The organism is Micromonospora sp. KLBMP9576, from assembly GCF_050941805.1.
In the GTDB taxonomy this organism is placed as follows: domain Bacteria; phylum Actinomycetota; class Actinomycetes; order Mycobacteriales; family Micromonosporaceae; genus Micromonospora.
Map to the genome: position 1 here is coordinate 1682841 of NZ_CP194567.1, position 23592 is coordinate 1706432.

The window sequence follows — 23592 nt, forward strand, 5'->3', positions numbered from 1 at the left end:
GACCGGTGCTATGCGTTACGTTCCTCGTCCGTCGGGGTACCAAGCGGGGCACGGCCGGGCGGACCACCGGGCCGAGGCGGTGATGGCCGGAGCGGGAGGAACTATGAGCTCGGCCCAGGGGGGCGCGGACGGGGGCTGCCCGTCCGAGGGGATCCCGAACGCGCGGTTCCCCCCGCTGCTGGCCGCCGCCTTCGCCGGCGGCGGTGAGATGGGCGAGCTGATGCGCCGGGTCGACTGGTCCACCCACCCGCTCGGCACCCCCGACCGCTGGCCGGCGGCGCTCTGCTCGGCCATCGGCATGATGCTCGCCTCCAGCGCCCAGATCGTCATGTTCTGGGGCGAGGACGAGCTCGCCTTCTACAACGACGCCTACCGTCCCACCATCGGCGGCAAGCACCCGGACGTGCTGGGCCGGCCGGCCCGCGAGCACTGGGCGGAGACCTGGAGCGTGCTCGGGCCGCTGCTGGCGGGCGTCCGGCGCGACGGCCGGTCGTACCGCGCGGCGGACCATCCCTTCCTGCTCGACCGGCACGGCTTCCTGGAGGACACCTACTTCGACGTCTCCTACGACCCGATCCTGGGCGCCGACGGCACCGTCGACGGGATCTTCTGCATCGTCAACGAGACCACCGGCCGGGTGGTCGGGGAACGCCGGCTGCGGCTGCTGGCGGAGCTGGGCAGCGAGCTGGTCGAGGTGGACGGCAGGGCCGAACTCGGCCGGGCCGCCGCGGCGGTGCTCGACAGACACCGCTCGGACGTGCCGTTCGCGCTGGTGCACCTGCTCGACGAGGCGGGCAACCTGGTGCTGGCCGGGTGCGCCGGTGTCGACCCCGGCACGGTCGTCACGCCGGCACCGGCACCGCTCGCCGAGCTGGTCGCCACCACCAGCGTCGGCACGGCCGCCGCCGGTACCGCCACCGTGGCGGTGACGGAACTGCTCGTCGAGGCGCCGGCCGAGGCGACCGGGCAGGCGCTGGTGCTGCCGGTCACCGCCGGAACCGAGACGGTCGGCACGCTGGCGGTCGGCGTCGCCCGCCGGCAGCCGCTCACCGACGAGTACCGCGACCTCTTCGACCTGGTCGCCGCGCAGATCTCCCGGGCCGTCGACCGGCAGCGGGCGTACGAGCGGGAACGCGCCCGCGCCGCCGAACTGGCCGCCCTCGACCGGGCCAAGACCAACTTCTTCGCCAACGTCAGCCACGAGTTCCGCACCCCGCTGACGCTGGTGCTCGGCCCGCTGGAGGACCTGCTGGCCGATCCGGCACTGCCCGAGGCGTACACCGAGCGGCTCACCAGCATGCACCGCAACGCGCTGCGGTTGCTCAAGCTGGTCAACACGGTGCTCGACTTCTCCCGGCTGGAGTCCGGGCGGCTGGCCGCCCGCTACCAGTCCACCGACCTCGCCGACTACACCTCCCGCCTGGCCAGCACGTTCCGCTCCGCCATCGATCGGGCCGGGCTGCGCCTGGTGGTGGACTGCCCGCCGCTGCCGGCACCGGTCTTCGTGGACCGGGACATGTGGGAGAAGGTCGTTCTCAACCTGGTCTCGAACGCGGTGAAGTTCACCTTCGACGGCGAGATCCGGGTGCGGATCCGCGCCGTCGACGGGGTCGCCCGGCTGGAGGTCGCCGACACCGGCGTCGGCATCGTGCCCGAGGAACTGCCGCAGGTCTTCGAGCGCTTCCACCGGGTGCCCGGCGTCCGCTCGCGTAGCCACGAGGGCACCGGGATCGGCCTGGCGCTGGTCCGCGAGCTGGTCGAGATGCACGGCGGCGAGGTGGCCGTGCGTAGTCGCGTGGGCGCGGGCAGCACGTTCACGGTGACCGTTCCGTTCGGCACCGGGCACCTGCCGGCCGACCGGGTCGTCGACGCCGGCCCCCCGGTGCCGGCCGAGCTGGCCCAGGCCGACCTCTACGTCGCGGAGACGGCGCTCTGGACGGCCGCCCCCGGCCCGGCCGAGGGTGTCGAGTCGGCCCGGCGCAGCGGCGCCGCCGGCCGGATCCTGGTCGCCGACGACAACGCCGACCTGCGCGAGCACGTCACCCGGCTGCTGGCTCCCTCCTGGGAGGTGGTCGCGGTGGCCGACGGCGTGGAGGCGCTGCGGCGCGCCATCGACGGCGCGTTCGACCTGGTGCTGACCGACGTGATGATGCCCGGGCTGGACGGGTTCGGCCTGGTCGCCGCGTTGCGGGCGGATCCGCGTACCCGGCACGTGCCGATCGTGCTGCTCTCCGCCCGCGCCGGCTCCGCCGAGGAGGTCGCGGGGCTGGCGGTCGGGGCCGACGACTACCTCACCAAGCCCTTCTCCGGCCAGGAGCTGACCGCCCGGGTGCGGGCCAACGTCGAGCTGGGCCAGCTCCGTGGCCAGATCATCCGTGGGCTGCGGGCGCTGGCCGACGCGGCGGTCGCGGTCAACACCGCCCGCTCCACCGCCGAGGTGCTCCAGGTGGCCGCGCGCCACGCCCTGAGCCTCGCCGAGGCGGCCCGGGTGGTGGTCTCGGCCACCGGGATGCGCTTCGAGGCCGACGGTGGCGTGCTGGCCTCGGTCGAGCCCTCCTTCGTGCTGCCGCTGACCGGCACCGCCGGCGAACGGCTCGGTGAGCTGCGGGTCTGGCGCCCGGACGGCGACGGGACCCGCACCGACGAGGCCGCGCTCACCCAGCTCGCCCGGCTGGTCGGGGTGCGGCTGGAGAACGCACAGCTCTACGAGGCCGAACACCGTATCGCCACCACCCTCCAGCACAGCCTGCTGCCCCGGTCGCTGCCGCAACTGCCGGGCGCCGTGGTCGCCAGCCGCTACCTGCCGGGCAGCGCGGACGTGGAGGTCGGCGGGGACTGGTACGACGTGATCGCCCTGCGCGACGACGAGCTCGTGCTGGCGATCGGCGACGTGGTCGGCAAGGGCGTTCGGGCGGCGGCGGCGATGGGCCAGCTCCGCAACGCGCTGCGGGCGTACGTGCTGGAGGGCTTCGACCCCGGTGCGTCGCTGACCCGGCTCAACCGGCTCGTCGACACGACCGAGGGCCGCTCCTTCGCGACCGTGTTCTGCCTCTGGTTCAGCCCCCGCACCGGCCGGTTGCGCTACGCCAGCGCCGGTCACCCGTCACCGCTGCTGATCCGGGGGGACGACGTCGAGTTCCTGCACGACCGGGCGCTGGGGCCGCCGGTCGGGGCGATCCCCGGCACGGTCTACCGCACGGTCGAGGAGGAGCTGGCCCCCGGGAACCGGCTGCTGCTCTACACCGACGGGCTGATCGAGGACCGGCAGCTCGACATCGACGCCGCGCTGACCCGGCTTCGCAAGGACGCGGCAGCGCCCGGCGAGCACGTCACCGACCTGATCGACGCCGTCGTGGAACGGGTCGCCGGGCGGCCCCTGCGCGACGACGTCGCGGTGCTCGCCCTGGAGGCGGCGGAGCCCCACCGGTTCGCGTTGCGGCTGCCGGCCGATCCCGCCCGCCTCAGCATGCTGCGCAAGCGGCTGGAGGACTTCCTCGTGGCGCACCGGGTCACCGAGACGGACCTGTTCGACCTGACCGTCGCCGTCTCCGAGGCCGCCGCCAACGCCATCGAGCACCCGGTCGACCCGGTCGAGCCGACGATCAGCGTCGAGGTGACCATCGTCGACCGCACGGTGGTCGCCACGGTGCGTGACGCCGGCCGGTGGCGGGAGTCCACCGGATCGGGCTTCCGGGGGCGGGGGCTGTCCCTCATCGAGGCCCTGGGCGAGTTGTCGGTGACCCGTACCGACACCGGGACCGCGGTGACGCTGCGCCGGCGGCTGGCGGACTGAGCACGGTTCCGACGGCCGGCGCGGTCCGGCGGCGCCACGGGGTGCGGGCGGTGGGTCCGGCGGCGACGCCCGGGTGGCCGGCGGCGCCAGCCGGGTGCGGGCGGGTGCGGTCCGGCGGCGCGGGGCTCAGGCGGCGCGGGGCTCAGGCGGGGCGGAGCCAGACCTGGCCGGCCAGGCCGGAGATGTCCAGCACCCGGTGCACCTGCCGCGACGGCAGCACGGTGAGCGCGTCGGGGAACTGCTGGGCCAGCCGGACGACGGCGTGGATCGCCGCGGAATCGAAGAAGGTGACCGCCCGCAGGTCGAGTGTCACGCGTTCGGCCGGCTCGCGCAGCGCGGTCTGGAACATGACATCGGCGGTGGCCATGTCGACCTCGCCGGTGACCAGGACACGAAGGTGGCCATCGTCGATCTCCGCGCTTGCGGAGAAGACGGAAGACGAGCCATCCCCTTGATCCACGCAGCCACAATGGCACAGCGGGCCAGGCACGGCAACAACCGCCGGGGGCGGGCGGTGGCGGGGGTCACGACGGGCGCGGCGATAAACTCGCGTCATGACCGTCCGTGCGCCGCTGACCCCCGGCACCCTCTCCCCGTTGCGGCCAGTGCCCGCCCACATCGTCCGCCCGGAGTACGTGGGCAAGAAGCGTCCGCAGGAGTGGCGCGGTTCGCACGTGCAGACGCCGGAGACCATCGAGAAGATGCGGGTCGCCGGTCGACTCGCGGCGCAGGCCACCCAGCTCGCCGGCGAGCACTGCAAGCCCGGCGTGACCACCGACGAGATCGACCGGGTCGTGCACGAGTTCCTCTGCGACCACGGCGCCTACCCGTCCACGCTGGGCTACCGGGGCTTCCCGAAGTCGTGCTGCACCAGCCTCAACGAGGTGATCTGCCACGGCATCCCCGACTCCACCGTGCTCGCCGACGGCGACATCGTCAACGTCGACGTGACCGCGTACCTCGACGGGGTGCACGGCGACACGGACGCCACCTTCTGCGTCGGCGAGGTCGGCGAGGAGGCGCGGCTGCTGGTCGAGCGCACCCACGAGGCGACGATGCGCGGCATCCGCGCGGTCGCCCCGGGCCGCCAGATCAACGTGATCGGCCGGGTCATCGAGTCGTACGCGAAGCGGTTCGGCTACGGCGTCGTGCGTGACTTCACCGGCCACGGCATCGGCGAGGCATTCCACAGCGGGCTCTACGTGCCGCACTACGACAGCCCCCGCCCCACGGACGTGATGGAGCCGGGGATGACCTTCACCATCGAGCCGATGATCACCCTCGGCACCTACGAGTACGACATGTGGGACGACGGCTGGACCGTGGTGACGAAGGACCGCCGGTGGACGGCCCAGTTCGAGCACACCATCGTGGTGACCGAGGACGGTCACGAGATCCTCACCCTGCCGTGACGGACACCCCGGCGGCGCTGCGGGAGGCGCACCACGCGGACGTCTCCGGCGGCTGGCTGCGCCCGGCCGTGTTCGGGGCGATGGACGGGCTGGTCACCAACATCGCCCTGATCGCCGGGGTGGCCGGCGGCGGGGTGTCGCCCCGCAACGTCGTGCTGACCGGCGTGGCCGGCCTGGTCGCGGGCGCCATCTCGATGGGGCTGGGGGAATACACCAGCGTCCGGTCGGCAAACGAACAGGTCGCGGCCGAGGTCGCCAAGGAACGCCGCGAGTTGGAGCGGCACCCCGAGGCCGAGGCGCGCGAGCTGGCCGACGCCTGGGTGGCGCGCGGGCTGTCGCGTGAACTCGCCACGGAGGTCGCCCAGGCGGTGCGGCGCAACCCGGAGGAGGCGCTGCGGGTGCACGTGCAGGAGGAACTCGGCGTCGACCCGTACGCGCATCCCAGCCCCTGGGCGGCGGCGATCTCGTCGTTCCTGTGCTTCTCGGTCGGGGCGCTGGTGCCGCTGCTGACCTACCTGTTCGGTGCGACGAGCCTGTGGCTGGCGCTCGCGGTCGGCGGGCTCGGGCTTTTCGTGGCCGGTGTGGTCGTCGCCCGGTTCACCGCCCGGCCCTGGTGGTCCGGCGGTCTGCGCCAGCTCCTGCTCGGCGCGGCGGCGGCCGGCGCGACCTACCTCATCGGCACCCTCGTCGGCGTGCAGGGCGGAATCGGCTGAGTGCTCCGCCGGGTCGGCGGTGGCGTGGTTCGGGCGGTGCGGGTGCCCGCGCCCGCCCCGGCGGCTACGCGTCGCCCTGGTCGCGGGCGGCCGACACGCCGGGGCCGCCCGGCACCAGCCGGAAGACGAGGATCTCCCGGCCGCCGGCGCGCTGCGCGTACGTCCGGTAGGCGGGCCACTCGGTGACCAGCAGCGTCCAGAGCCGGTCCCGTTCGGCGCCGGTGGCGACCTGCGCGCGCACCGGCACGCGGCGGCCCTTGACGGCCACCTCGGCGGCCGGGTCGGCGCGCAGGTTCATGGCCCAGCCGGGCTGGTGGGACTGGCCGAAGTTGGAGCCCACCACCACGTAGGCGTCGCCGTCGGGCACGTAGAGCAGCGGGTTGCTGCGCGGCTTGCCGGAGCGGCGGCCGGTGGTGGTGATGACCAGCGACGGAATGAGCCCGAGCGCGACCACCCGCCCCCCGGTCAGTCGCCCGACCACGCGGTCGGCGGGCACGAGCAGGCGGACGGCGGCGCCGAACCAGCGGTGGTGACCGACACGCCGGGTGAGGGTTCCGAGTACGGGCACGGCAACCAGTGTGCCCGCTGCCGGCCCGTCAGTCGAGACGTCGCTCGACCGGCAGCCGGGACCGGGTGAACAGTCCCGCGCCGAGCATCGCGACCAGCGGCACCACCACCAGGACGCCGAGCGTGGCCCACGGGACGAGGAACGGGTACGGCTCCACGACCGGCCACAGGCCGGCGTAGCGGCGGTTGAGGGCGTTCAGGATGATCGACGCGGAGCCCAGGCCGGCGACGATGCCGAGCGCCGAGCCCAGCACCGCGATCACCCCCGACTGGCAGAGCGACAACAGGCGGCGCAGCCCCGGGCCGGCGCCGACCGCCGCGAGGGTGGACAGGTCGGCCCGTCCCTCGGCCGCGGCCAGGCCGGTGGCGGCGCCGGCGGCGCCCACGGTGATCACCCCGGCCGCGGCGGCCAGCAGGAGCAGCAGGGGCCGCTGCGGGGCGTTACGGTCACCCCGCTCGAACTCCACCTGGGCGCCGAGCGGGCGCACGGCGGCGACGAACCGGTCCTGCCGGTCCTCAGCGGAGCGGTCCTGCCGGTCCCCGGCGGAAACGCCGTCGGTGGTGAACGCCCAGCCGAGCGGGCGCACGGTCAGTCCGAGCCGTTCGGCCGCCGGCCGGGAGAGCAGCAGCCGGTCCTGGTCCAGCCCGGTGGGCAGCGGGTACGCGGCGACGGTGCTGGTGACCGCGACGGTGGGCCGGTCCGGCCCGGTGCGGGTCACCCGCAGCTCGGCCCGCCCGTCGACCACGTAGCGCGGATCGGTCACCACGACGCCGCCGGCCCGCAGCACGGCGGTGGCGGCGGCGACGTCGACGGGCGCGGCGCCGGTGAGCACCGGCAGCGCCCGGCCGTCGTCCACCGTCACCTCGAAGTAGCCGCCGAAGGGGCCCTGCGGGCCCGTGTTACAGCGGGCGTCGGCGCGGGCCCGTCGCTGCTGTGCCGGGCTGAGCCGGTGGTCCGGCGTCCACGGGCACGCGCGCTCGGCCGGTAGCACGGCGGAGACCACGCACAGTTCCGGGTCCGGGCGGCAACCGGCGGCGGCGAGGGGCACCGCCGGCCCGGCGCCCAGGTGGGCGCGGGCCGCCTCGGCGAGACGGGGCAGCGCCGGCGGTCCGGCCGGGCCGGGGCCGGTCACCAGCACGCTGCCGACCGGCAGGGCGGGCCGGTACGACTCGGCCGTCCGGGCCTCGTCGCTGGCCAGGTACACGCCGATGGCGACGCTGCCGGCGACCGCCGCCATCACGGCCGAGATCGCCGGCGCGGTCGACGACCGGTTGCGGCTGGCGTCGCGCAGCGCGATGCGGGGGGCCAGCGGCAGCGACCGCCCGAGGCGGGCGAGCAGGCCGACCAGCGTCGGGGTGGCGAAGACCAGCCCCAACTCGCCGAGGACGATGCCGGCGAGGACCACCGCCGGTGCCGTCCGGGCCGCCCCGAACGCGGCCACCGCCGCCCCACCCACGGTCAGCGCCAGCCCCGCCGTCAACCAGCGCCGCCGGTGCGCGGGCGCGGTGCGCCGGCCGGCCAACCCCGCCACCACGTCCTGCCGGGCGGCCGTCCAGGCCGGCGCCAACGCGGCCAGCACCCCGGCCAGCACCGCGACGGCCGCGATCGCGGCGAGGGCCTCGGGCCAGCAGCGGTACGCGCCGAAACGCGCGCCGTAGACGTGCTGCTCCACCAGCGGGCGACCGGCGAACGCGGCGGCGACGCCGAGCGCGACCCCGACGGCGGCCCCGAGGGCGCCCAGCACCACACCGTCGGCCAGCACGATGCGACGCAGGTGGGCGTCGTCCCCGCCGGCCACCGCCACCAGCGCGAGGTCCCGGCGGCGGCGCCGTACGCCGACCGCGAAGGCCGGCCCGACGAGCAGCACCACCTCCAGCAGCCCCAGCCCGCCGACGAGCACCGAGATGCTCATCCCCTCCACGTCCATCGAGGAGACCCCGTCGGTCGGGGCCCCGACGGTGCCCGACGACGGGGCGGGGGTGCGGGCCCGGACGAGGACGCCCTGCGCGTTGAGCCGCCGGAACAGTTCCTCGTCGATGCCGCCGGGCAGGTCGACCAACCAGCTCCTGTCCTGTTCGGTCCCCACCGCCGTCGGGTGCAGGGTCACCACCGCGCCCAGGTCGTCGGGGTACTCGGCGACCCCGACCACCCGCCAGGAGCGGGTGCCGTCGGCGGAGGTGACGGTCCCACCGGGACGGACGTCGAGGCGGCGCAGCGCCGCGGGGCTGACCGCGATCTCGGCCGGGCCGGCCGGCGCGCGTCCGGAGTGGAGCCGGGCCATCCCGCGGCCGAGCGGGTCGGCGAGGTCCACGGCGCGTGCCCTGGTGGTGTCCTCGATCCGCGCGCCGACCCGGGCGTCGAACGGCGCCCACCGGCACAGCGGCACCACCCGGCTGCCCGCCGGCAGCAGGGCGCTCACCTGCTCGGCGGTGGCACCCACGCTGCCGTGCGACTCTTGGCCGCCGGTGTGCCAGCCGTCGCCCCAGGCGCTCTGGGTGATGGGGTGCGGCGACACCCAGAGCAGTTCCGCGTCGGCACTGCCGAGCTGGCGGTCCATCTGCTCGCCGGGAGTCAGCTCGGACATCCGCCAGCTCACGGCGGTGAAGGTCAGCGCCAGCACCGGAATGGTGATCATCGTGAGCACCAGCGCCGTACGCCCGCGCGCCCGCCGGGCCTCCCGCCGGGCGATCCGCAGTGCGGCCCGCCAGGAGCCGGTGGTGCGCGCGAGCCGGCCGGCCCCGCCGGCGCTCACCGACCGCTGCCGCTCAGCAGCTGCTCCACGCTGCCGAGCGGGGCCGTCGAGTCGACCAGCACCCCGTCGCGCAGGAAGACCACCCGGTCGGCCCAGGCGGCGTGCCGCGCCTCGTGGGTGACCAGCACGGCGGCGGCGCCGGCGTCGACCCGGCACCGCAGCAGGTGCAGCACCGCCTCGCCGGTCTGCGAGTCCAGCGCGCCGGTCGGCTCGTCGGCCAGCACCAGCCGGCGATCGCCGACGAGCGCGCGGGCGATCGCCACCCGCTGCTGCTGGCCGCCCGAGAGCTGGTCGGGGAACCGGTCGCCCAGCTCGGGCAGGCCCACCTCGGCCAGCGCGGCCAGGGCCAGCCGCCGGGCCCGTCGCACGCCCGTCCCGTCGAGTTCGAGGGGCAGGGCGACGTTCTCCACGGCGCTGAGGCTGCCGAGCAGGTTGAGGTCCTGGAAGACGTAGCCGATCCGGCGGCGCCGTAGCCGGGCCAGCCGGCGGCGGTTGAGGCCGGCGAGCGGCTCGCCCTGCACGTACACCTCGCCGGCGGTCGGGCCGTCCAGCCCGCCGGCCAGGGCGAGCAGTGTCGACTTTCCCGAGCCGGACGCCCCCATGACGGCGACGAGTTCCCCGCAGCGCACAGTGAGGCTCACCCCGCGCAGCGCGTGCACCGCCGCCGGTCCGGTGCCGTGGGTGCGGTGCACGTCGCGGACGTCGAGCACGGGCGTGGCCGGGTCGTCGCCTGTGTTCACCGGCGTACCTCCTCGTCGGCCCGGTGCACCGCCTCGGCGGGGGGCGCCGGGGCGTGACCGGGCGCGGCCGGCCGGTAGCGCACGAGGCTGGCCTCACAGTGGTCCAGCCAGCGCACCTCGGCCTCGGCCTGGAAGACCATGGCGTCCAGCACCAGCCGCCACGGCAGGTCCTCCGGGCGGTCGCTGGCGTACTTCAGCCGGGTCAACTCCTGCAACGTCCGCATGGTCGCGCTGCGCTGGGTCTGCACGACCGACCGCACGTCGACCCCGGGGGTGGTCAGCGCGAGGGCCAGCTTGATCGCCAACTCGTCGCGGGGGCGGTCGGTGCGGCTGATCGGGGTGGCGAACCAGAGGGCCAGGTCCGCCCGCCCGGCGTCGGTGATCTCGTACGGCCGCTGCCCGGCCTCGCTCTCGGGCAGTGACCGGACCAGCCCGTCCCGTTCCAGCCGGGACAGGGTGGTGTAGACCTGCCCGATGTTCAGCGGCCAGGTCGAGCCGGTCGACTGCTCGAACGCGGCGCGCAGCTGGTAGCCGTACATCTGGCCGCGCTCGAGCAGGGCGAGCAGCCCGTGACGGATGGACATGGAAACGGAGTATGCATACCTGGTATGTGACCCGCAACCGGGGCGGCGCGGCGGGTCAGGTGGGCCGGCCCGGGAACGGCACCGTCAGGGGGGTGATCCCGGCCGTCCGGCGCCACCGGGTGGCCCGCAGGGCGTACTCCACCAGGGCGGCCAGGGCGACGTCCCGGTCGGCGCCGGTGGTGGCGGGCACCGCCGCCCGCCAGAACGCGGCCGTGCGCTCCTCCACCTCGACGGCCAGGCGCAACGCGCTCGCCCGGTCGGTGACCGGGAACGGCAGCGTGTAGCCGGCCCGGTCCGGCGGGACGCTTCCGCCGCCGGCGCTCAGCTGCATGATCAGGGCGTCGCGGCGGCGCCGGTGGGCGGCCTCCGCCTCCCTCGCGGCGGTCCGGGCCGCGCCGTCGAGGCGTACCCCGATGGGCCCGTACGCCCAGATCGCGGCGTATTCGGCGGCCAGCGCCGCGCCGAGCGCCCTGGTCGGCCCGGATGGTGTCGGCGTGGTCACCGCAGCACCTCCAGGTGCGTGGCCCGGGCGGCGGCGATCGAGGCGAGCAGGGCGGCCCGTTCGGCCGGCGCCGCCGCGCAGGCCCTGGTCGCGGCCTCCCGGCCGGCGCGTTCGCCCTCGCGCAGCGCGGCCCGCGTCGCCTTCGGGTCGCCGGCGGCGGCGGGGGTGGCCGCGGCGGACGCCGACGGCAGCGGCACGCCGAGGACCCGGGCCAGCTCGGCCGCGTGGGCCTGGTGCGCCTCGGCGATCGGGGTGAGCAGGCCGGCGAGCGCGGGGTGCGCGGCAGCGGCGTCCCGGTGCCCGGCGGCGAGCCGGAGCGACTCGTCGAGCAGCGGCGTGAGCGGGTCCGGCCCGGGGGCGGGGCCGGTGTCGCGGTCGAGCAGGCCGCAGCCGGTCAGGGGGGCCGCCACCCCGCCGAGCGCGAGGAGCGCCCCGGCGCGCAGCAGCTTTCGCCGGGAATGCCCGGTTGTCTCGCCCTGTTGTCTGGGTCTGCCCGTCGCCACCGGACAAGTCAACACCATCACCGGGTGTGCGGGGGGCACCGGCGTCGGTGCGCCGCCCGGTCCGGCGCCCGGCAGGCGCGTTACGCTCTGCGCAACCACCGGGGCGTCAGCTCCGGTGGCGTCCCGACATGGCGGCCGACCGGTGCCGTCGATCAGCAGGAGGGTGCGGAGATGACGCAGCGTGGCCGTGCCACGAGGCCGACGGGTCCGGCGGGGAGGCCCCGGCGCGCCGACGCCCCACGGGGCGGGGAGCGGGCCGTCGGCCCGCGCGGCGACCTCGCCGCCCGGCGGGCCCGGCTGCGTGCGGTGATCGAGCCGGTGGTCACCGCCGCCGGCTACGACCTGGAGGACCTCTCCGTCTCCCGGGCCGGCCGGCGACACGTGGTGCGGGTGATCGTGGACGCCGACGGCGGGATCCGGCTGGATGCCGTCGCCGAGGTCTCCCGGGCCGTCTCCGCGGCTCTCGACGCGGCCGAGGAGGCCGGGGGCGACCTCGTCGCCGGGGAGTACCAGCTGGAGATCAGCTCCCCCGGTGTGGACCGGCCGCTCACCCTGCCCCGACACTGGCGACGCAACGTCGGGCGGCTCGTCAAGGTGACCGCCCGCGGCGCGGGCGCCCCCACCGGGCAGCCCGCCGGCGACCGGCAGGTCACCGGCCGGGTGGTCGAGGCCGACGACGAGCGCGTGGTGCTGGAGGCCGACACCGGCCGCACCGCGTGGACGTACGCCGAGCTCGGCCCCGGCCGGGTGCAGATCGAGTTCCACCGCCTCGACGAGATCGAGGAGACGGACGAACTCGACGACACGGACGACATGGACGACACCGACGACTTCGACGACGAAGATGATGTGGAGGACGAGGAGAGGTGAACATCGACCTCGCGGCGCTGCGCGCACTCGAGCGCGAGCGGGAGATCCCGTTCGACACGATCCTCGCGGCGATCGAGACCGCGTTGCTGACCGCCTACCGGCACACCGAGGGTGCGGAGTCGCACTCCCGGGTGGAGATCGACCGTAAGACCGGCGGGGCCCTGGTCTACGCGCAGGAACTGGACGACGACGGCACCGTGGTGCGGGAGTGGGACGACACCCCGCACGACTTCGGCCGGATCGCCGCGATGACCGCCAAGCAGGTGATCCTCCAGCGGCTGCGGGAGGCCACCGACGAGGTGCACTTCGGCGAGTACGTGGGCCGCGACGGTGACCTGGTCACCGGGGTGGTGCAGGCGCACGAGGCGCGCAGCGAGAAGGGCATCGTCAGCGTCGACCTCGGCAAGCTCGAGGGCGTCCTGCCCCAGTCGGAGCAGGTGCCGGGCGAGCGCTACGCGCACGGCGAGCGGATCCGTTGCGTGGTGGTGCACGTCGCCAAGGGGATGCGCGGGCCGCAGATCACCCTCTCGCGGTCCCACCCCGCCCTGGTCAAGAAGCTCTTCGCGCTCGAGGTGCCGGAGATCGCCGACGGCACGGTCGAGATCGGCGCGATCGCACGTGAGGCAGGTCACCGCACGAAGATCGCGGTCCGCTCCACCACCCAGGGCGTCAACCCCAAGGGCGCCTGCATCGGGCCGATGGGGCAGCGGGTCCGCGCGGTCATGAGCGAGCTGCACGGCGAGAAGATCGACATCATCGACTGGTCGGACGACCCGGCGACCTTCGTCGGCAACGCCCTGTCGCCGGCCAAGGCCCTGCGCGTCGAGGTGGTCGACCTGGCCAGCCGCACCGCGCGGGTCACCGTCCCGGACTTCCAGCTCTCCCTCGCCATCGGGCGGGAGGGGCAGAACGCCCGCCTCGCCGCGCGACTGACCGGTTGGCGGATCGACATCCGGTCCGACGCCGAGCAGGCTGGGGCCGCCGGCCGGGGCGGGGCTGATCACGTCCCGGAGCCGGGCGGCGCGATCTCGGGCGCCTAGGGGTAGACTTTCTCCAGTGGTACGACACGCGCTGCCGGAGCGCACCTGTGTGGGTTGCCGTCGGCGTGCGCCGGCCAGCGAATTGCTGCGGATCGTCGCGATCGGTGACGAGGCTGGTCACAGCCTCCGGCCCGATCCGGCCCGCAGGCTGCCGGGTCGGGGAGCGAACATGCACCCGGATCCGGCCTGCTTCGCGCAAGCGGTGCGGCGACGCGCTTTCGGGCGGGCGCTGCGCATCACCGGGGTCCCTGACCACGGTGAGCTTGCGGAGCACGTCGATGCGCCAACCACTACGTCCGGTCAGCCCGACCGGGCGAGGGTCGCTAGCAGGGTAGGACGACCGACATGAGCACACGATGAAGTCCCTGAAATGACCAGGCTTCAAGTGCAGGAGTGAGGTCGCTGCGGGTGCTGCCCGCACGACCTCGGAGTGAGGAGTGCAGTGGCAGGTAAGGCCCGCGTACACGAGCTTGCAAAAGAGCTCGGGGTCGAAAGCAAGACCGTTCTCGCCAAGCTCAAGGAGATGGGCGAGTTCGTGAAGTCCGCGTCCAGCACCGTCGAGGCGCCCGTCGCCCGACGACTGCGTACCGCGTTCGTCGCGTCCGCCGGATCTCCGTCGCCGGCGGCTCCGCCGACGGCTGCCCCGGCGCCGACCTCGACCCCGACCCCGACCACGACGCCCTCCCCGGCCCCCGGTGGCCCCCGGGTCTCGGCCCGGCCGATGCCGCCTCGGCGGCCGACCGCGCCGACGCCCGGCCCAGCGAAGCCCAAGGGTCCGCTGCCCGGTCCGCCGCAGCCCGCGGCCCCGGTCGCGCAGCCGGCGAGTGCGCACGACATCGAGGTGGCGGCCGCTGAGGCACGTGCCGCCGCGCTGAAGGCCGAGCAGGAGGCGGCGGTCAAGGCCGCCCAGGCCGCTCGCCAGCAGCAGCGTGACAACGTCCGCCGGGAGCCCCCGGCGGACGGCGGTAACCGTCCCGGTCCCCGACCGGGTCCGGGTGCCATGCCGCCCCGTCCGGGTTCCCCGGCAGCCGGTCGTCCCGGCACGCCGGCTCCGGGCCCGGGTGCCCGTCCGGGCGGACGTCCGCCGGCGCGCGGCGCCGGTAACAACCCGTTCGGCATCCAGGGCAGCCAGCAGCAGCAGCGGCCTCCGGCCGCCGGTGCGGGCGGTCCCCGGCCCAACCCGTCCGGCATGCCGCCGCGGCCCAGCCCGGCTTCCATGCCGCCCCGTCCGAGCCCGGCCTCCATGCCGAGCCAGCGTCCCGCTACCGGTCGCCCCGGCCCCGGTGGCGCGGGTCGCCCCGGTGGTGGCGGCGCGGGTCGTCCCGGTGGTGGCGGCGGTGGCTTCCGTGGCGGTCCCGGCGGTGGTGCCGGTGCCGGTGGCGGCGGTTACCGTGGCGGTCCCGGCGGTGGTGCCGGTGCCGGTGGCGGCGGTTACCGTGGCGGTCCCGGCGGCGGTGGCGGTGCACCCGGTGGCGGTTTCCGTCCGGGCGCGCCGGCTGGTGGCGGCGGTCGTCCCGGTGGCGGCGGTCGTGGCCGTGGCGGCGGCGCCGCGGGTGCCTTCGGGCGTCCGGGTGGTCGGCCGACGCGCGGTCGCAAGTCCAAGAAGCAGCGCAGACAGGAGTTCGACAACCTGTCGGCTCCGACCATGAGTTCGGGTGCCCCCCGGGGTCAGGGTCAGGTCGTGCGGCTCTCCCGTGGCGCCTCGCTGTCGGACTTCGCCGACCGGATCAACGCCAACCCGGGTTCGCTGGTCCAGGAGATGTTCAACCTGGGCGAGATGGTCACGGCGACCCAGTCGTGCTCCGACGAGACCCTGCTGCTGCTGGGTGAGCACCTCGGCTTCGAGGTGCAGATCGTCAGCCCGGAGGACGAGGACCGCGAGCTGCTCGCGCAGTTCAACATCGACCTCGACGCCGAGGTCGCCCAGGACCGCCTGGTCAGTCGTGCGCCGGTGGTGACCGTCATGGGTCACGTCGACCACGGTAAGACCAAGCTGCTCGACGCGATCCGTAAGGCGAACGTCGTGGCCGGTGAGGCGGGTGGCATCACCCAGCACATCGGTGCCTACCAGGTCCACGTGCCGCACGACGGCGTGGACCGCGCGGTGACCTTCATCGACACCCCGGGCCACGAGGCGTTCACCGCCATGCGTGCCCGTGGCGCCCAGGTCACGGACATCGTGGTGCTGGTCGTCGCGGCCGACGACGGCGTCATGCCGCAGACGATCGAGGCGTTGAACCACGCCAAGGCGGCCGACGTGCCGATCGTGGTGGCGGTCAACAAGGTCGACAAGCCGGAGGCCAACCCGGACAAGGTCCGCCAGCAGCTGACCGAGTACGGCCTGGTCGCCGAGGAGTACGGCGGCGACACCATGTTCGTCAACGTGGCGGCCAAGCCGGGCATCGGCATCGACGAGCTGCTCGAGGCCGTCCTGCTGACCGCCGACGCGTCGCTGGAGCTGACCGCTCCGATCGACGGGCCGGCGCAGGGTGTGGCCATCGAGGCCCACCTGGACAAGGGCCGCGGTGCGGTGGCGACGGTGCTGGTGCAGAAGGGCACCCTGCGGGCGGGCGACTCCATCGTCGCCGGTGGGGCGCACGGCCGGGTCCGGGCGATGCTCGACGAGAACGGCAACCAGGTCGCCGAGGCCGGTCCGGCCCGTCCGGTCCTGGTGCTCGGTCTGACCGCGGTGCCCGGTGCCGGCGACACGTTCCTGGCGGCCGAGGACGACCGCACGGTGCGTCAGATCGCCGAGCAGCGGCAGGCACGGCGGCGGGCGGCCTCGTTCGCCAACTCGCGCGGCCGGGCCACCCTCGAGACGCTCATGGAGCAGCTCAAGGAGGGCGAGAAGACCTCGCTCAACCTGGTGCTCAAGGGCGACGTCTCCGGTTCCGTGGAGGCGCTCGAGGACGCGCTGTTCAACCTCGACATCCCGGAGGAGGTCCAGCTCAGGATCATCCACCGGGGCGTGGGCGCGATCACCGAGAGCGATGTCATGCTCGCGAGTGCGTCCTCCGAGCCGGTCACGATCATCGGCTTCAACGTGCGGGCCGCCAACAAGGTCCGCGAGATCGCCGACCGCGAGGGCGTGGAGATCCGGTACTACACGGTGATCTACCAGGCCATCGAGGAGATCGAGGCGGCGCTCAAGGGCCTGCTCAAGCCGGAGTTCGAGGAGGTCGAGCTGGGCAGCGCGGAGATCCGCGACGTCTTCCGCTCGTCCAAGATCGGCAACATCTCCGGCTGCATCGTCCGGTCGGGTGTCATCCGGCGCAACGCCAAGGCGCGCGTGCTGCGGGACGGGTCTGTGGTGGCGGACAACCTCACCATCAGCTCGCTCAAGCGGTTCAAGGACGACGCCACGGAGGTGCGCGAGGGCTTCGAGTGTGGTCTGACCCTGGGTGGTTACAACAACGTCCAGGTCGGCGACGTCATCGAGACCTTCGAGATGCGGGAGAAGGTTCGCGCCTGATCCGCTGATCCACTGATCGAGGGGTTTACGCCGAAGGGCGTAAACCCCTTGATCATGTGGGGGGTCCTGCGGGTATCGTCCGGGGCGATGTTTACCGGAACCGCGGTCTTCGACCTGCTGCTGCCGGGCGACTCCCGGTCGCTCAAGGCCAAGAGATCATACGTACGGCCGATCGTGGCGGCGCTGCGTCGCTTCGAGGTCTCGGCCGCCGAGGTGGGGGCGCTCGATCTGCACGGTCGGGCCGAGATTGCCGTGGCCGTGGTGGCCGCCGAGGCGTCGCACGTCCGTGAAGTGCTGGACTCGTGCGAGCGCCTGGTGGCCGGTCGGCCGGAGACCGAGCTGCTCTCGGTGCGTCGGCGGCTGCACGGCGCCGAGGACTGACCCCGCCAGCGGGGCCGCCGGCAGCCGTGCCGGCCCCGCGCGACGCGGGCGGGCGCGCGGGTAGTGTTTCGAGTTGTTGGGTCGGTCGGCTCCGCGGCGCTCCGCGCCGCCGGTGGGCGGCCGGCAGCGGGACACCGTGGAGGTGGCGAAATGTCGGATCCGGCCAAGGTACGCAGGCACGCGGAGCGGGTGCGTGAACTGGTCGCGTCGGTGGTGCGTAGCCAGATCAAGGATCCCCGGCTTGGCATGATCACTATCACCGACGCCCGGATCACCGGCGACCTGCGCGACGCGACCGTCTTCTACACGGTGCTCGGCGACGCGGCGGCCCAGGCGGGCACGGCGGCAGCGCTGGAGAGCGCGAAGGGCATGTTGCGCAGCACGGTCGGCAAGGCGCTGGGGCTGCGGCACTCGCCGACGCTGACCTTCGTCCTGGACGACGTGCAGGACCAGGTCAAGCACATCGACGACCTGCTCGTGCAGGCCCGCACCGCCGACGCCGAGGTGCAGCGGATCGCCGCCCGGGCCGACTACGCGGGCGAGGCCCAGCCGTACCGGCTCGACGAGGACGGCGAAGAGGACGGCGACGCCGAGGCGCGCGACGACGACGAGACTCCGCCCCGGGGCGGGGACACGCGGTGACACGGCCCTCCGGCGGCCCGGCCGGTGGTGCGCTCGCCGAGGCGCCGCCGGCCGACTCCGGCCCGAGCGAGGCGGACTGGACCGCCGCCGTCGCGGTCGTGCGGGCCCTGCCGCCGGGCGGGCGGGTGCTGCTGATCTGCCACGTCAACCCGGACGGGGACGCGCTGGGCAGCATGCTCGGCTTCGCGCTCGGGCTGCGGCAGCTGGGCGTACGGCGGATGCAGGCGACGTTCCCCGGCCCGCCGGAGGTGCCGGAGCCGTTCCGGGCGCTGCCCGGGCTGGAGTTGCTGGTGCCGGCCACCGAGGCGGACCGCGACCCCGACCTGGTCATCTGCTTCGACGCGGCCAGCGAGTCGCGGCTCGGTGAGCTGGTCGACCGGCTGGAGACCGCCGGCGCGGCGCTGGTGCTCGACCATCATGCGTCGAACACCCGCTTCGGTCGGGTCAACCTCGTGGACCCGCACGCGGCGGCCACCTCGGTGGTCGCCGAGGAGTTGCTGGCCCGGCTCGGCGTCACGCTGGACGCCGCGATCGCGGAGTGCCTCTACGTCGCGCTGAGCACCGACACCGGCTCGTTCCGGTTCGAGGCGACCACCCCGGCGGTGCACCGGATGGCGGCCCGCCTGCTGGAGACCGGCATCCGCCCCGGTGACATCTCCCGGCGGATCTTCGACACCCGGCCGTACGGCGCCGTCCGGCTCTTCGGCGAGGTGCTCGGCCGGGCCCGCCTGGAGCCCGCCGCAGCCGCCGGGCACGGGCTGGTGTGGACGTACGCGACGCAGGACGACCTGGCCCGCCACGACCAGCGGCCGTACGTGCTGGAGGCGCTGATCGACTCGGTCCGGTGCACCGCCGAGGCCGACGTGAGCTGCGTGGTCAAGCAGACGACGGCCGGCGACTGGGCGGTGTCGATGCGCAGCAAGGGCGCGGTGGACGTCAGCCTGGTGGCGGTCGCGCTGGGCGGCGGCGGGCACCGCTTCGCCGCCGGCTTCACCGGTTCGGGGACTGTCGACGATGTCGTCGACCGGATCCGCGGGCAGCTCGACGGCGCGCTGACCGGCGCCGGTCGCCACTGACCCGCAGGGCCTCGTCCGCGAAGATCGGGGTGACCCCGGGGAGTGTCCGTCTTCCCGGTTGCGACGAGTACGGGGAGAATCGCGAAATGGAGCAGCCCCACGACCTCACCGTCGAGGCGCCCCGCGCCTGGGACCGTCCCGCCGTCACCATGCCGGTGCTCGTCTGCCTCTCGCTGGTCGGCGGCCGGTTCGCGTCCTTCTCGACCGAGGCCAATCTCTGGACCCTCGGCACCGGCGGGGTGCTGATCTGGCTGGGCCTGAGCAACAGGGTGCCCCGGCGGCCGGCGCCGCGCCGGTTGGGCGCCCCCGCGGCCTGGTGGGCGCTGCCGGTGGTGGTCTTCGGGGTCTTCGAGGGGACCACCTTCGTGCTCGCGGCGGGGGACGAGTTCCCCACGTTCTCCCGGCTGGCCGATCCGTTGCTGGAGGACCATCTGGTCCGCTCGGTGGTCTGGCTGGGCTGGTTGTCGGCGTTCTGGGGGCTGGTGCGGCGATGATGCGGATCCTGGCCATCGGCGGCTTCCTGGTCTCCCTGGTGCTCTTCGCCGCCGTCGAGTGGGCGGCCCGCCGTGAGGGGTCGCGGATCCCGACGCTCGGCGAGGTCTGTGCCTATGTGATGCGCTACGAGGTGGGCCCGGTGCCGGTGGGCCGGATCGGCGTGTTCGGCTTCTGGTGGTGGCTGGGCTGGCACTTCCTGGCCCGGTGACCGCCCGTCCTCAGCCCCGCCGCCTCGCGCGAGCCGAAACGCGAGTCCAGATCGCGGGAACATCGGGCAGTATGTGGAACTGAACGATAGCTTGGGAACTGGCCGGCGTCGTGTGGCGGCGCTGGTCGTGGAGGTGCCACCACACCCCGCGGCACCTCCAGGCAGGGTCGATCGACCCGGGCTCACGCTGCCCACCAGCCGCTCCGGTGACCCCGGACCGCTGCCGGGCGCTCAGCACGACCGCCCGTGAGGGCCGCCGCCGTCGGCGACCCGCGCCCTGGAAGGGGACCACCATGCCGAGCAAGCCAAAGCCGCAGACCACCGACGAGGCCCGCGAGCAGCTGCGCCGCGCGCTGCAGACCTCCATGGACACCCGTCAGTGACCGAGGCCGACCGGCGGTGACGCCGACGGCGTCACCGCCCACCCGGCTCTGAGCCCAACCCGCCTCCACCCGCCCGCCCTTGCTTTCCTGCTCGTCCCTAGCGGTCCCGGCGGTTGCCTGTCCGCGACAGACGCTCGTGCCCGCCACGGGATGGGCCCCCTGCGCGTGGCTGCCCGTTAGCCCCCCGCGTGGCTGGCCCCCGCGTGGCTGGCCCCCGCGTGGCGGTCTGCCTGTTGGTGGTGGCGCTTGTGCCCGCCACGGGCGAGATTGCCCTCGCGCGGCTGTGCGGCTGTCCACGGCGGATGTTCGTGCCCGTCACGGACGTGGCGGCCTCCGCCGACGCCCGCCTGTCGGCCACAGGACGCACGCCCGTGACGAGGGCTTCCGGCGTGGACGTGCCTGCCCGCGAAGAACGCCCTGCCCGCGCGGTCATCCGGTGCCGAGGCACGCCAGGGCGCGTCGCTTGCTAGATATCCCGTCTGCCGTCTGCCGTCTGCCGCTTGCCGCTTGCGGGCCGAGGCCAAGACTGAGCGGCGTACCCGTCTGCCTAGTGGTCGACTCTGCCTTGGTCGACGCAGTGCAACGGCGCCGGCCTATCAGCGGTGATCAGGACGCCATGGACCTTAAAACGGTCGGTTAACGTCCATGGCGTCCTGATCACCGGGGAGCCCGCGCGTCAGCACCGGATCCGGTGGGTCGGGGATGGCGCGCAGCCGCCGTCGGGCAGTGGTGTGGGCACGATAGGCGGGAGACCAGCATTGCGGTGGGCGCAACGCCGGCGGCGCGGGTGGGCGCGACACACCAGCGCGACGGGGAGAGAGAAACCGGCGCGACAGGGGGGCGGGAAACCGGCGGGACGGTGGGCGGCGTGGCGGGTTAGGGTCGGTTATGAGGTTGTTCCGGGGCGTGCTGCCCCCGCCGCGCTCCTGAGCGGAGCGCCACACCACCGGCCGCGTCCCGTTCCGTTGGACGGTGGCCGGTCTTCCCACGGCGGGCCTTCCTGAACGGCGGCCCCCGGGGCGGGATTCGGGTGGCAACGCCCACTGCGTGTTCGTGCGTGCGCTCCGACAGACGTCGACCCTGTCAATGGCTCGATCCTGCCCTGGAGCGCACCCGTGTCCCGATCGTCGCTGTCTTTCTCGTCCATGTCGCCTGGCAGCCCCCGTCCGCGTCCCGCGTCCGCCGGTGGGGCGCGCCGGGGTCTGCTGTACGTCACCGCCGCCGGCGTGCTGTGGGGCACCACCGGTGTCGCCGTGCACCTCGTCCGCGAAGCTACGACCCTCACCCCGACGGGCGTCGGTTTCTACCGCCTCGCCATCGGCGCGGTGGTGCTGGTGGCCCTGGTGGCGCACCGGCTGGGCCCGGTGCTCGTGGCGCTGCGGGCGGAGCCGGTGGCCCTCGTCCTGATCGGGGTCGGTCTCGGGGGCTACCAGGCGCTGTACTTCGTCGCCGTCGCGGCGGGGGGTGTCGGGGTGGCCACCGTGGTCAGCCTCGGGCTCGCCCCCGTGCTCATCTTCGGGTGGGAGTCGGTGCGCGCGCGGCGGCTGCCCGGCAGGACCATGCTGGGCGCTCTGGTGGCCGGGCTTGTCGGCCTCGTGCTCATCACGGTGTCGGTCGGGCAGCCGGGCGCGACGGCCCCGCGCCCGCTGCTCGGCCTGCTGGCGGCGTTCGGCTCCGGTGTCGGCTACGCCGCCAGCACCGTGCTGAGCCGGCACGCCGCGCAGCGCGTCGCGTCGATGACGCTCACCACCGTCTCCGCCGTGGTGGGCGCGTTGGCGCTGGCCCCGATCGCGCTGGCCGAGGGGATAGGTGTACCGGCCCGGCTCGCGCCCGTCGCCCTGCTGGTGCACCTCGGGGTGGTCACCACGGCCGTGGCGTACGCCCTGTTCTATGCGGGACTGCGCACCACCAGCGGCAGTGCCGCCGCGCTCTCCACCCTGGTCGAGCCGCTCACCGCGGTGCTGCTCGCGGGTTGGCTCCTCGGCGAGTCACTGCCCGTGCCGGTGCTCGTCGGGGGAGTGCTCCTGCTCGGCGCCGTCGGCGTCGTGCACCTGGCCCCCCGGCAGGCCGGCCAGAAGTAAGTGATGGCGCACATTGCGCTCCTTACCTGGCCGTGCCAGGATCGGCGGCGATGAGTCACTCCGTCGCCGCCGGTCCGCCGGCCGTCACCCCCCGCCGGATCGCCGCGCTGGCGCTGCCGGCGTTGGTGGTGCTGGCCGCCGAGCCCATCTACGTCCTCGTGGACACGGCGGTGGTGGGCCACCTCGGCCGGGTGCCGCTGGCCGCACTGGCCGTCGGCGGGACGGTGCTGACGCTCATCGCGTGGCTCGGCACCGTGGTCGCGTACGGCACCACGGGGCGGTCGGCCCGCCGGTTCGGGGCCGGCGACCGGGCCGCCGCCGTCGCCGAGGGCGTCCAGGCATCCTGGCTCGCCCTCGGGGTCGGGGTGCTGGTGGCGCTCGGCATGCAGATCGGCGGCGGTGCGCTGGCGCGTACCCTCGTCGGGGGCCCCGGCGAGGTGGCCGACGCCGCCGCGCAGTGGCTGCGGGTCGCGGCGCTCGGCGCCCCCGGGCTGCTGCTCGCCGCCGCCGGCAACGGCTGGCTGCGCGGCGTGCAGGACATGCGCCGCCCGCTGCTGTTCGTGCTCGGCCCCAACCTGCTCTCCGCCGTGCTCTGCCCCGTGCTGGTCTATCCGGCGGGGCTGGGGCTGGTCGGCTCCGCGGTGGCCAACGTGGTCGCCCAGAGCCTCGGCGGTGCGCTCTTCGCCGGGGCGCTGGTCGCCGAGCGGGTCTCGCTGCGGCCCCGGCCGAGGCTGATCCGGCAGCAGTTGGCGCTCAGCCGGGACCTGCTGATCCGGGGCGTCGCGTTCCAGGCCAGCTTCCTCTCCGCCACCGCCGTCGCCGCGCGTTTCGGGACCACCGCCGTCGGCGCCCACCAGATCGCCCTGCAACTGTGGTTCTTCACCGCCCTGGTGCTCGACGCGCTCGCCATCGCCGCCCAGTCCCTGGTCGGCGCGGCGCTCGGGGCCGGCGACGATGCCACCGCCCGGGCCCTCGCGCGCCGCATCGGGCTGCTCGGTGGCGCCTGTGGCGTGGCGTTCGCCGTGCTCATCGCCGCCGGCGCCGGCGTGGTCCCCGGCTGGTTCAGTGCCGATCCGCAGGTACGTGAGCAGGCCATGCTCGCCTGGCCGTGGTTCGTGGGGATGCTGCCGCTGGCCGGCGTCGTGTTCGCCCTCGACGGGGTGCTGATCGGCGCCGGTGACGTGCGCTACCTGCGCAACCTCACGATCGTGGCCGCGCTTGGCGGCTTCCTGCCGGCGATCTGGCTGGCGTACGGGCTCGAACTCGGGCTCGGCGGGATCTGGGCGGGGCTCACGCTCTTCGTGGTGCTCCGCCTGGTCGGCCTGCTGCTGCGGCTGCGCTCCGGGCACTGGGCCGTGGTGGGCGCGGTGCGCTGAG

21 protein-coding genes are annotated in these 23592 nt (G+C 74.6%); 14 read left to right on the plus strand and 7 right to left on the minus strand.

Annotated features, from left to right (window positions below):
* Nucleotides 1–103: 103 nt before the first annotated feature.
* Nucleotides 104–3793, plus strand: a complete 3690-nt coding sequence (locus ACQ452_RS07580; protein ID WP_433391467.1) for a SpoIIE family protein phosphatase — start codon at nt 104–106, stop codon at nt 3791–3793.
* A 142-nt stretch (nt 3794–3935) separates the two neighbouring features.
* Here the strand turns inward: ACQ452_RS07580 and ACQ452_RS07585 are convergent, their stop codons facing one another.
* On the minus strand, nt 3936–4253 hold the full coding sequence (locus tag ACQ452_RS07585) for an STAS domain-containing protein (protein ID WP_433391470.1): 318 nt from the start codon (nt 4251–4253) through the stop codon (nt 3936–3938).
* Between the two features lie 94 nt (nt 4254–4347).
* Here ACQ452_RS07585 and map point away from each other — a divergent pair, with 94 nt between their 5' ends.
* Together map and ACQ452_RS07595 are read left to right on the plus strand one after the other, a co-directional pair.
* On the plus strand, nt 4348–5205 hold the full coding sequence (map, locus tag ACQ452_RS07590; RefSeq protein ID WP_433391473.1) for a type I methionyl aminopeptidase: 858 nt from the start codon (nt 4348–4350) through the stop codon (nt 5203–5205).
* Nucleotides 5202–5918 (plus strand): VIT1/CCC1 transporter family protein, encoded by a 717-nt coding sequence (locus ACQ452_RS07595; RefSeq protein ID WP_433391476.1) that lies wholly within the window; start codon nt 5202–5204, stop codon nt 5916–5918. Before map ends, ACQ452_RS07595 begins: the two co-directional genes overlap by 4 nt.
* A gap of 64 nt (nt 5919–5982) precedes the next feature.
* Here the strand turns inward: ACQ452_RS07595 and ACQ452_RS07600 are convergent, their stop codons facing one another.
* Genes ACQ452_RS07600 through ACQ452_RS07625 form a run of 6 tightly spaced genes read right to left on the minus strand, consistent with a single transcriptional unit; the run spans nt 5983 to nt 11510 of the window.
* A complete protein-coding gene (locus ACQ452_RS07600; protein WP_433391479.1) occupies nt 5983–6486 on the minus strand; it encodes a nitroreductase/quinone reductase family protein in 504 nt (167 codons plus the stop codon).
* Nucleotides 6487–6514: 28 nt separating this feature from the next.
* Nucleotides 6515–9238, minus strand: a complete 2724-nt coding sequence (locus ACQ452_RS07605; protein ID WP_433391481.1) for an FtsX-like permease family protein — start codon at nt 9236–9238, stop codon at nt 6515–6517.
* A complete protein-coding gene (locus tag ACQ452_RS07610; RefSeq protein WP_433391484.1) occupies nt 9235–9978 on the minus strand; it encodes an ABC transporter ATP-binding protein in 744 nt (247 codons plus the stop codon). Before ACQ452_RS07610 ends, ACQ452_RS07605 begins: the two co-directional genes overlap by 4 nt.
* A complete protein-coding gene (locus tag ACQ452_RS07615) occupies nt 9975–10562 on the minus strand; it encodes a PadR family transcriptional regulator (RefSeq protein ID WP_433391487.1) in 588 nt (195 codons plus the stop codon). Before ACQ452_RS07615 ends, ACQ452_RS07610 begins: the two co-directional genes overlap by 4 nt.
* 55 nt (nt 10563–10617) lie before the next feature.
* Nucleotides 10618–11064 (minus strand): ferritin-like domain-containing protein, encoded by a 447-nt coding sequence (locus ACQ452_RS07620; RefSeq protein ID WP_433391490.1) that lies wholly within the window; start codon nt 11062–11064, stop codon nt 10618–10620.
* A complete protein-coding gene (locus tag ACQ452_RS07625) occupies nt 11061–11510 on the minus strand; it encodes a hypothetical protein (RefSeq protein ID WP_433394025.1) in 450 nt (149 codons plus the stop codon). Before ACQ452_RS07625 ends, ACQ452_RS07620 begins: the two co-directional genes overlap by 4 nt.
* A 228-nt stretch (nt 11511–11738) precedes the next feature.
* On the opposite strand from ACQ452_RS07625, the gene rimP reads away from it, so the two are divergent.
* The 11 genes from rimP to ACQ452_RS07680 all read left to right on the plus strand — a co-directional run bounded on the left by rimP (nt 11739) and on the right by ACQ452_RS07680 (nt 23591).
* Nucleotides 11739–12437, plus strand: coding sequence for a ribosome maturation factor RimP (gene rimP / locus ACQ452_RS07630; RefSeq protein WP_433391493.1), 699 nt, complete (start codon nt 11739–11741; stop codon nt 12435–12437).
* Nucleotides 12434–13477 (plus strand): transcription termination factor NusA, encoded by a 1044-nt coding sequence (nusA, locus tag ACQ452_RS07635; protein ID WP_433391496.1) that lies wholly within the window; start codon nt 12434–12436, stop codon nt 13475–13477. Before rimP ends, nusA begins: the two co-directional genes overlap by 4 nt.
* 16 nt (nt 13478–13493) lie before the next feature.
* Nucleotides 13494–13826 (plus strand): YlxR family protein, encoded by a 333-nt coding sequence (locus ACQ452_RS07640; protein ID WP_433391499.1) that lies wholly within the window; start codon nt 13494–13496, stop codon nt 13824–13826.
* A gap of 93 nt (nt 13827–13919) precedes the next feature.
* Complete coding sequence (gene infB / locus ACQ452_RS07645; RefSeq protein ID WP_433391501.1) at nt 13920–16949, plus strand: translation initiation factor IF-2; 3030 nt, start codon at nt 13920–13922, stop codon at nt 16947–16949.
* An 87-nt stretch (nt 16950–17036) separates the two neighbouring features.
* The gene (locus ACQ452_RS07650; protein ID WP_433391504.1) at nt 17037–17330 is read left to right on the plus strand and encodes a DUF503 domain-containing protein; all 294 of its coding nucleotides are present in this window, start codon (nt 17037–17039) and stop codon (nt 17328–17330) included.
* A 150-nt stretch (nt 17331–17480) separates the two neighbouring features.
* Nucleotides 17481–17972, plus strand: a complete 492-nt coding sequence (rbfA, locus tag ACQ452_RS07655; RefSeq protein ID WP_433391507.1) for a 30S ribosome-binding factor RbfA — start codon at nt 17481–17483, stop codon at nt 17970–17972.
* Nucleotides 17969–19048: a DHH family phosphoesterase gene (locus ACQ452_RS07660; RefSeq protein ID WP_433391509.1), complete on the plus strand. Its 1080-nt coding sequence runs from the start codon at nt 17969–17971 to the stop codon at nt 19046–19048. Before rbfA ends, ACQ452_RS07660 begins: the two co-directional genes overlap by 4 nt.
* An 86-nt stretch (nt 19049–19134) precedes the next feature.
* Complete coding sequence (locus tag ACQ452_RS07665; RefSeq protein WP_433391510.1) at nt 19135–19542, plus strand: hypothetical protein; 408 nt, start codon at nt 19135–19137, stop codon at nt 19540–19542.
* Complete coding sequence (locus tag ACQ452_RS07670) at nt 19542–19751, plus strand: DUF6186 family protein (protein WP_433394027.1); 210 nt, start codon at nt 19542–19544, stop codon at nt 19749–19751. Before ACQ452_RS07665 ends, ACQ452_RS07670 begins: the two co-directional genes overlap by 1 nt.
* Nucleotides 19752–21279: 1528 nt before the next feature.
* Complete coding sequence (locus ACQ452_RS07675) at nt 21280–22215, plus strand: DMT family transporter (RefSeq protein ID WP_433391513.1); 936 nt, start codon at nt 21280–21282, stop codon at nt 22213–22215.
* 50 nt (nt 22216–22265) lie between these two features.
* Nucleotides 22266–23591, plus strand: coding sequence for an MATE family efflux transporter (locus tag ACQ452_RS07680; protein WP_433391514.1), 1326 nt, complete (start codon nt 22266–22268; stop codon nt 23589–23591).
* The last annotated feature ends 1 nt before the right edge of the window (nt 23592 follow it).

Coding starts and splice junctions, on each gene's coding strand:
- ACQ452_RS07580 (WP_433391467.1), top strand. CDS start 104: ATGAGCTCGGCCCAGGGGGGCGCGGACGGGGGCTGCCCGTCCGAGGGG.
- ACQ452_RS07680 (WP_433391514.1), top strand. CDS start 22,266: ATGAGTCACTCCGTCGCCGCCGGTCCGCCGGCCGTCACCCCCCGCCGG.
- ACQ452_RS07670 (WP_433394027.1), top strand. CDS start 19,542: ATGCGGATCCTGGCCATCGGCGGCTTCCTGGTCTCCCTGGTGCTCTTC.
- ACQ452_RS07665 (WP_433391510.1), top strand. CDS start 19,135: ATGGAGCAGCCCCACGACCTCACCGTCGAGGCGCCCCGCGCCTGGGAC.
- ACQ452_RS07675 (WP_433391513.1), top strand. CDS start 21,280: ATGTCGCCTGGCAGCCCCCGTCCGCGTCCCGCGTCCGCCGGTGGGGCG.
- ACQ452_RS07615 (WP_433391487.1), bottom strand. CDS start 10,562: ATGTCCATCCGTCACGGGCTGCTCGCCCTGCTCGAGCGCGGCCAGATG.
- rimP (WP_433391493.1), top strand. CDS start 11,739: ATGACGCAGCGTGGCCGTGCCACGAGGCCGACGGGTCCGGCGGGGAGG.
- ACQ452_RS07650 (WP_433391504.1), top strand. CDS start 17,037: ATGTTTACCGGAACCGCGGTCTTCGACCTGCTGCTGCCGGGCGACTCC.
- map (WP_433391473.1), top strand. CDS start 4,348: ATGACCGTCCGTGCGCCGCTGACCCCCGGCACCCTCTCCCCGTTGCGG.
- rbfA (WP_433391507.1), top strand. CDS start 17,481: ATGTCGGATCCGGCCAAGGTACGCAGGCACGCGGAGCGGGTGCGTGAA.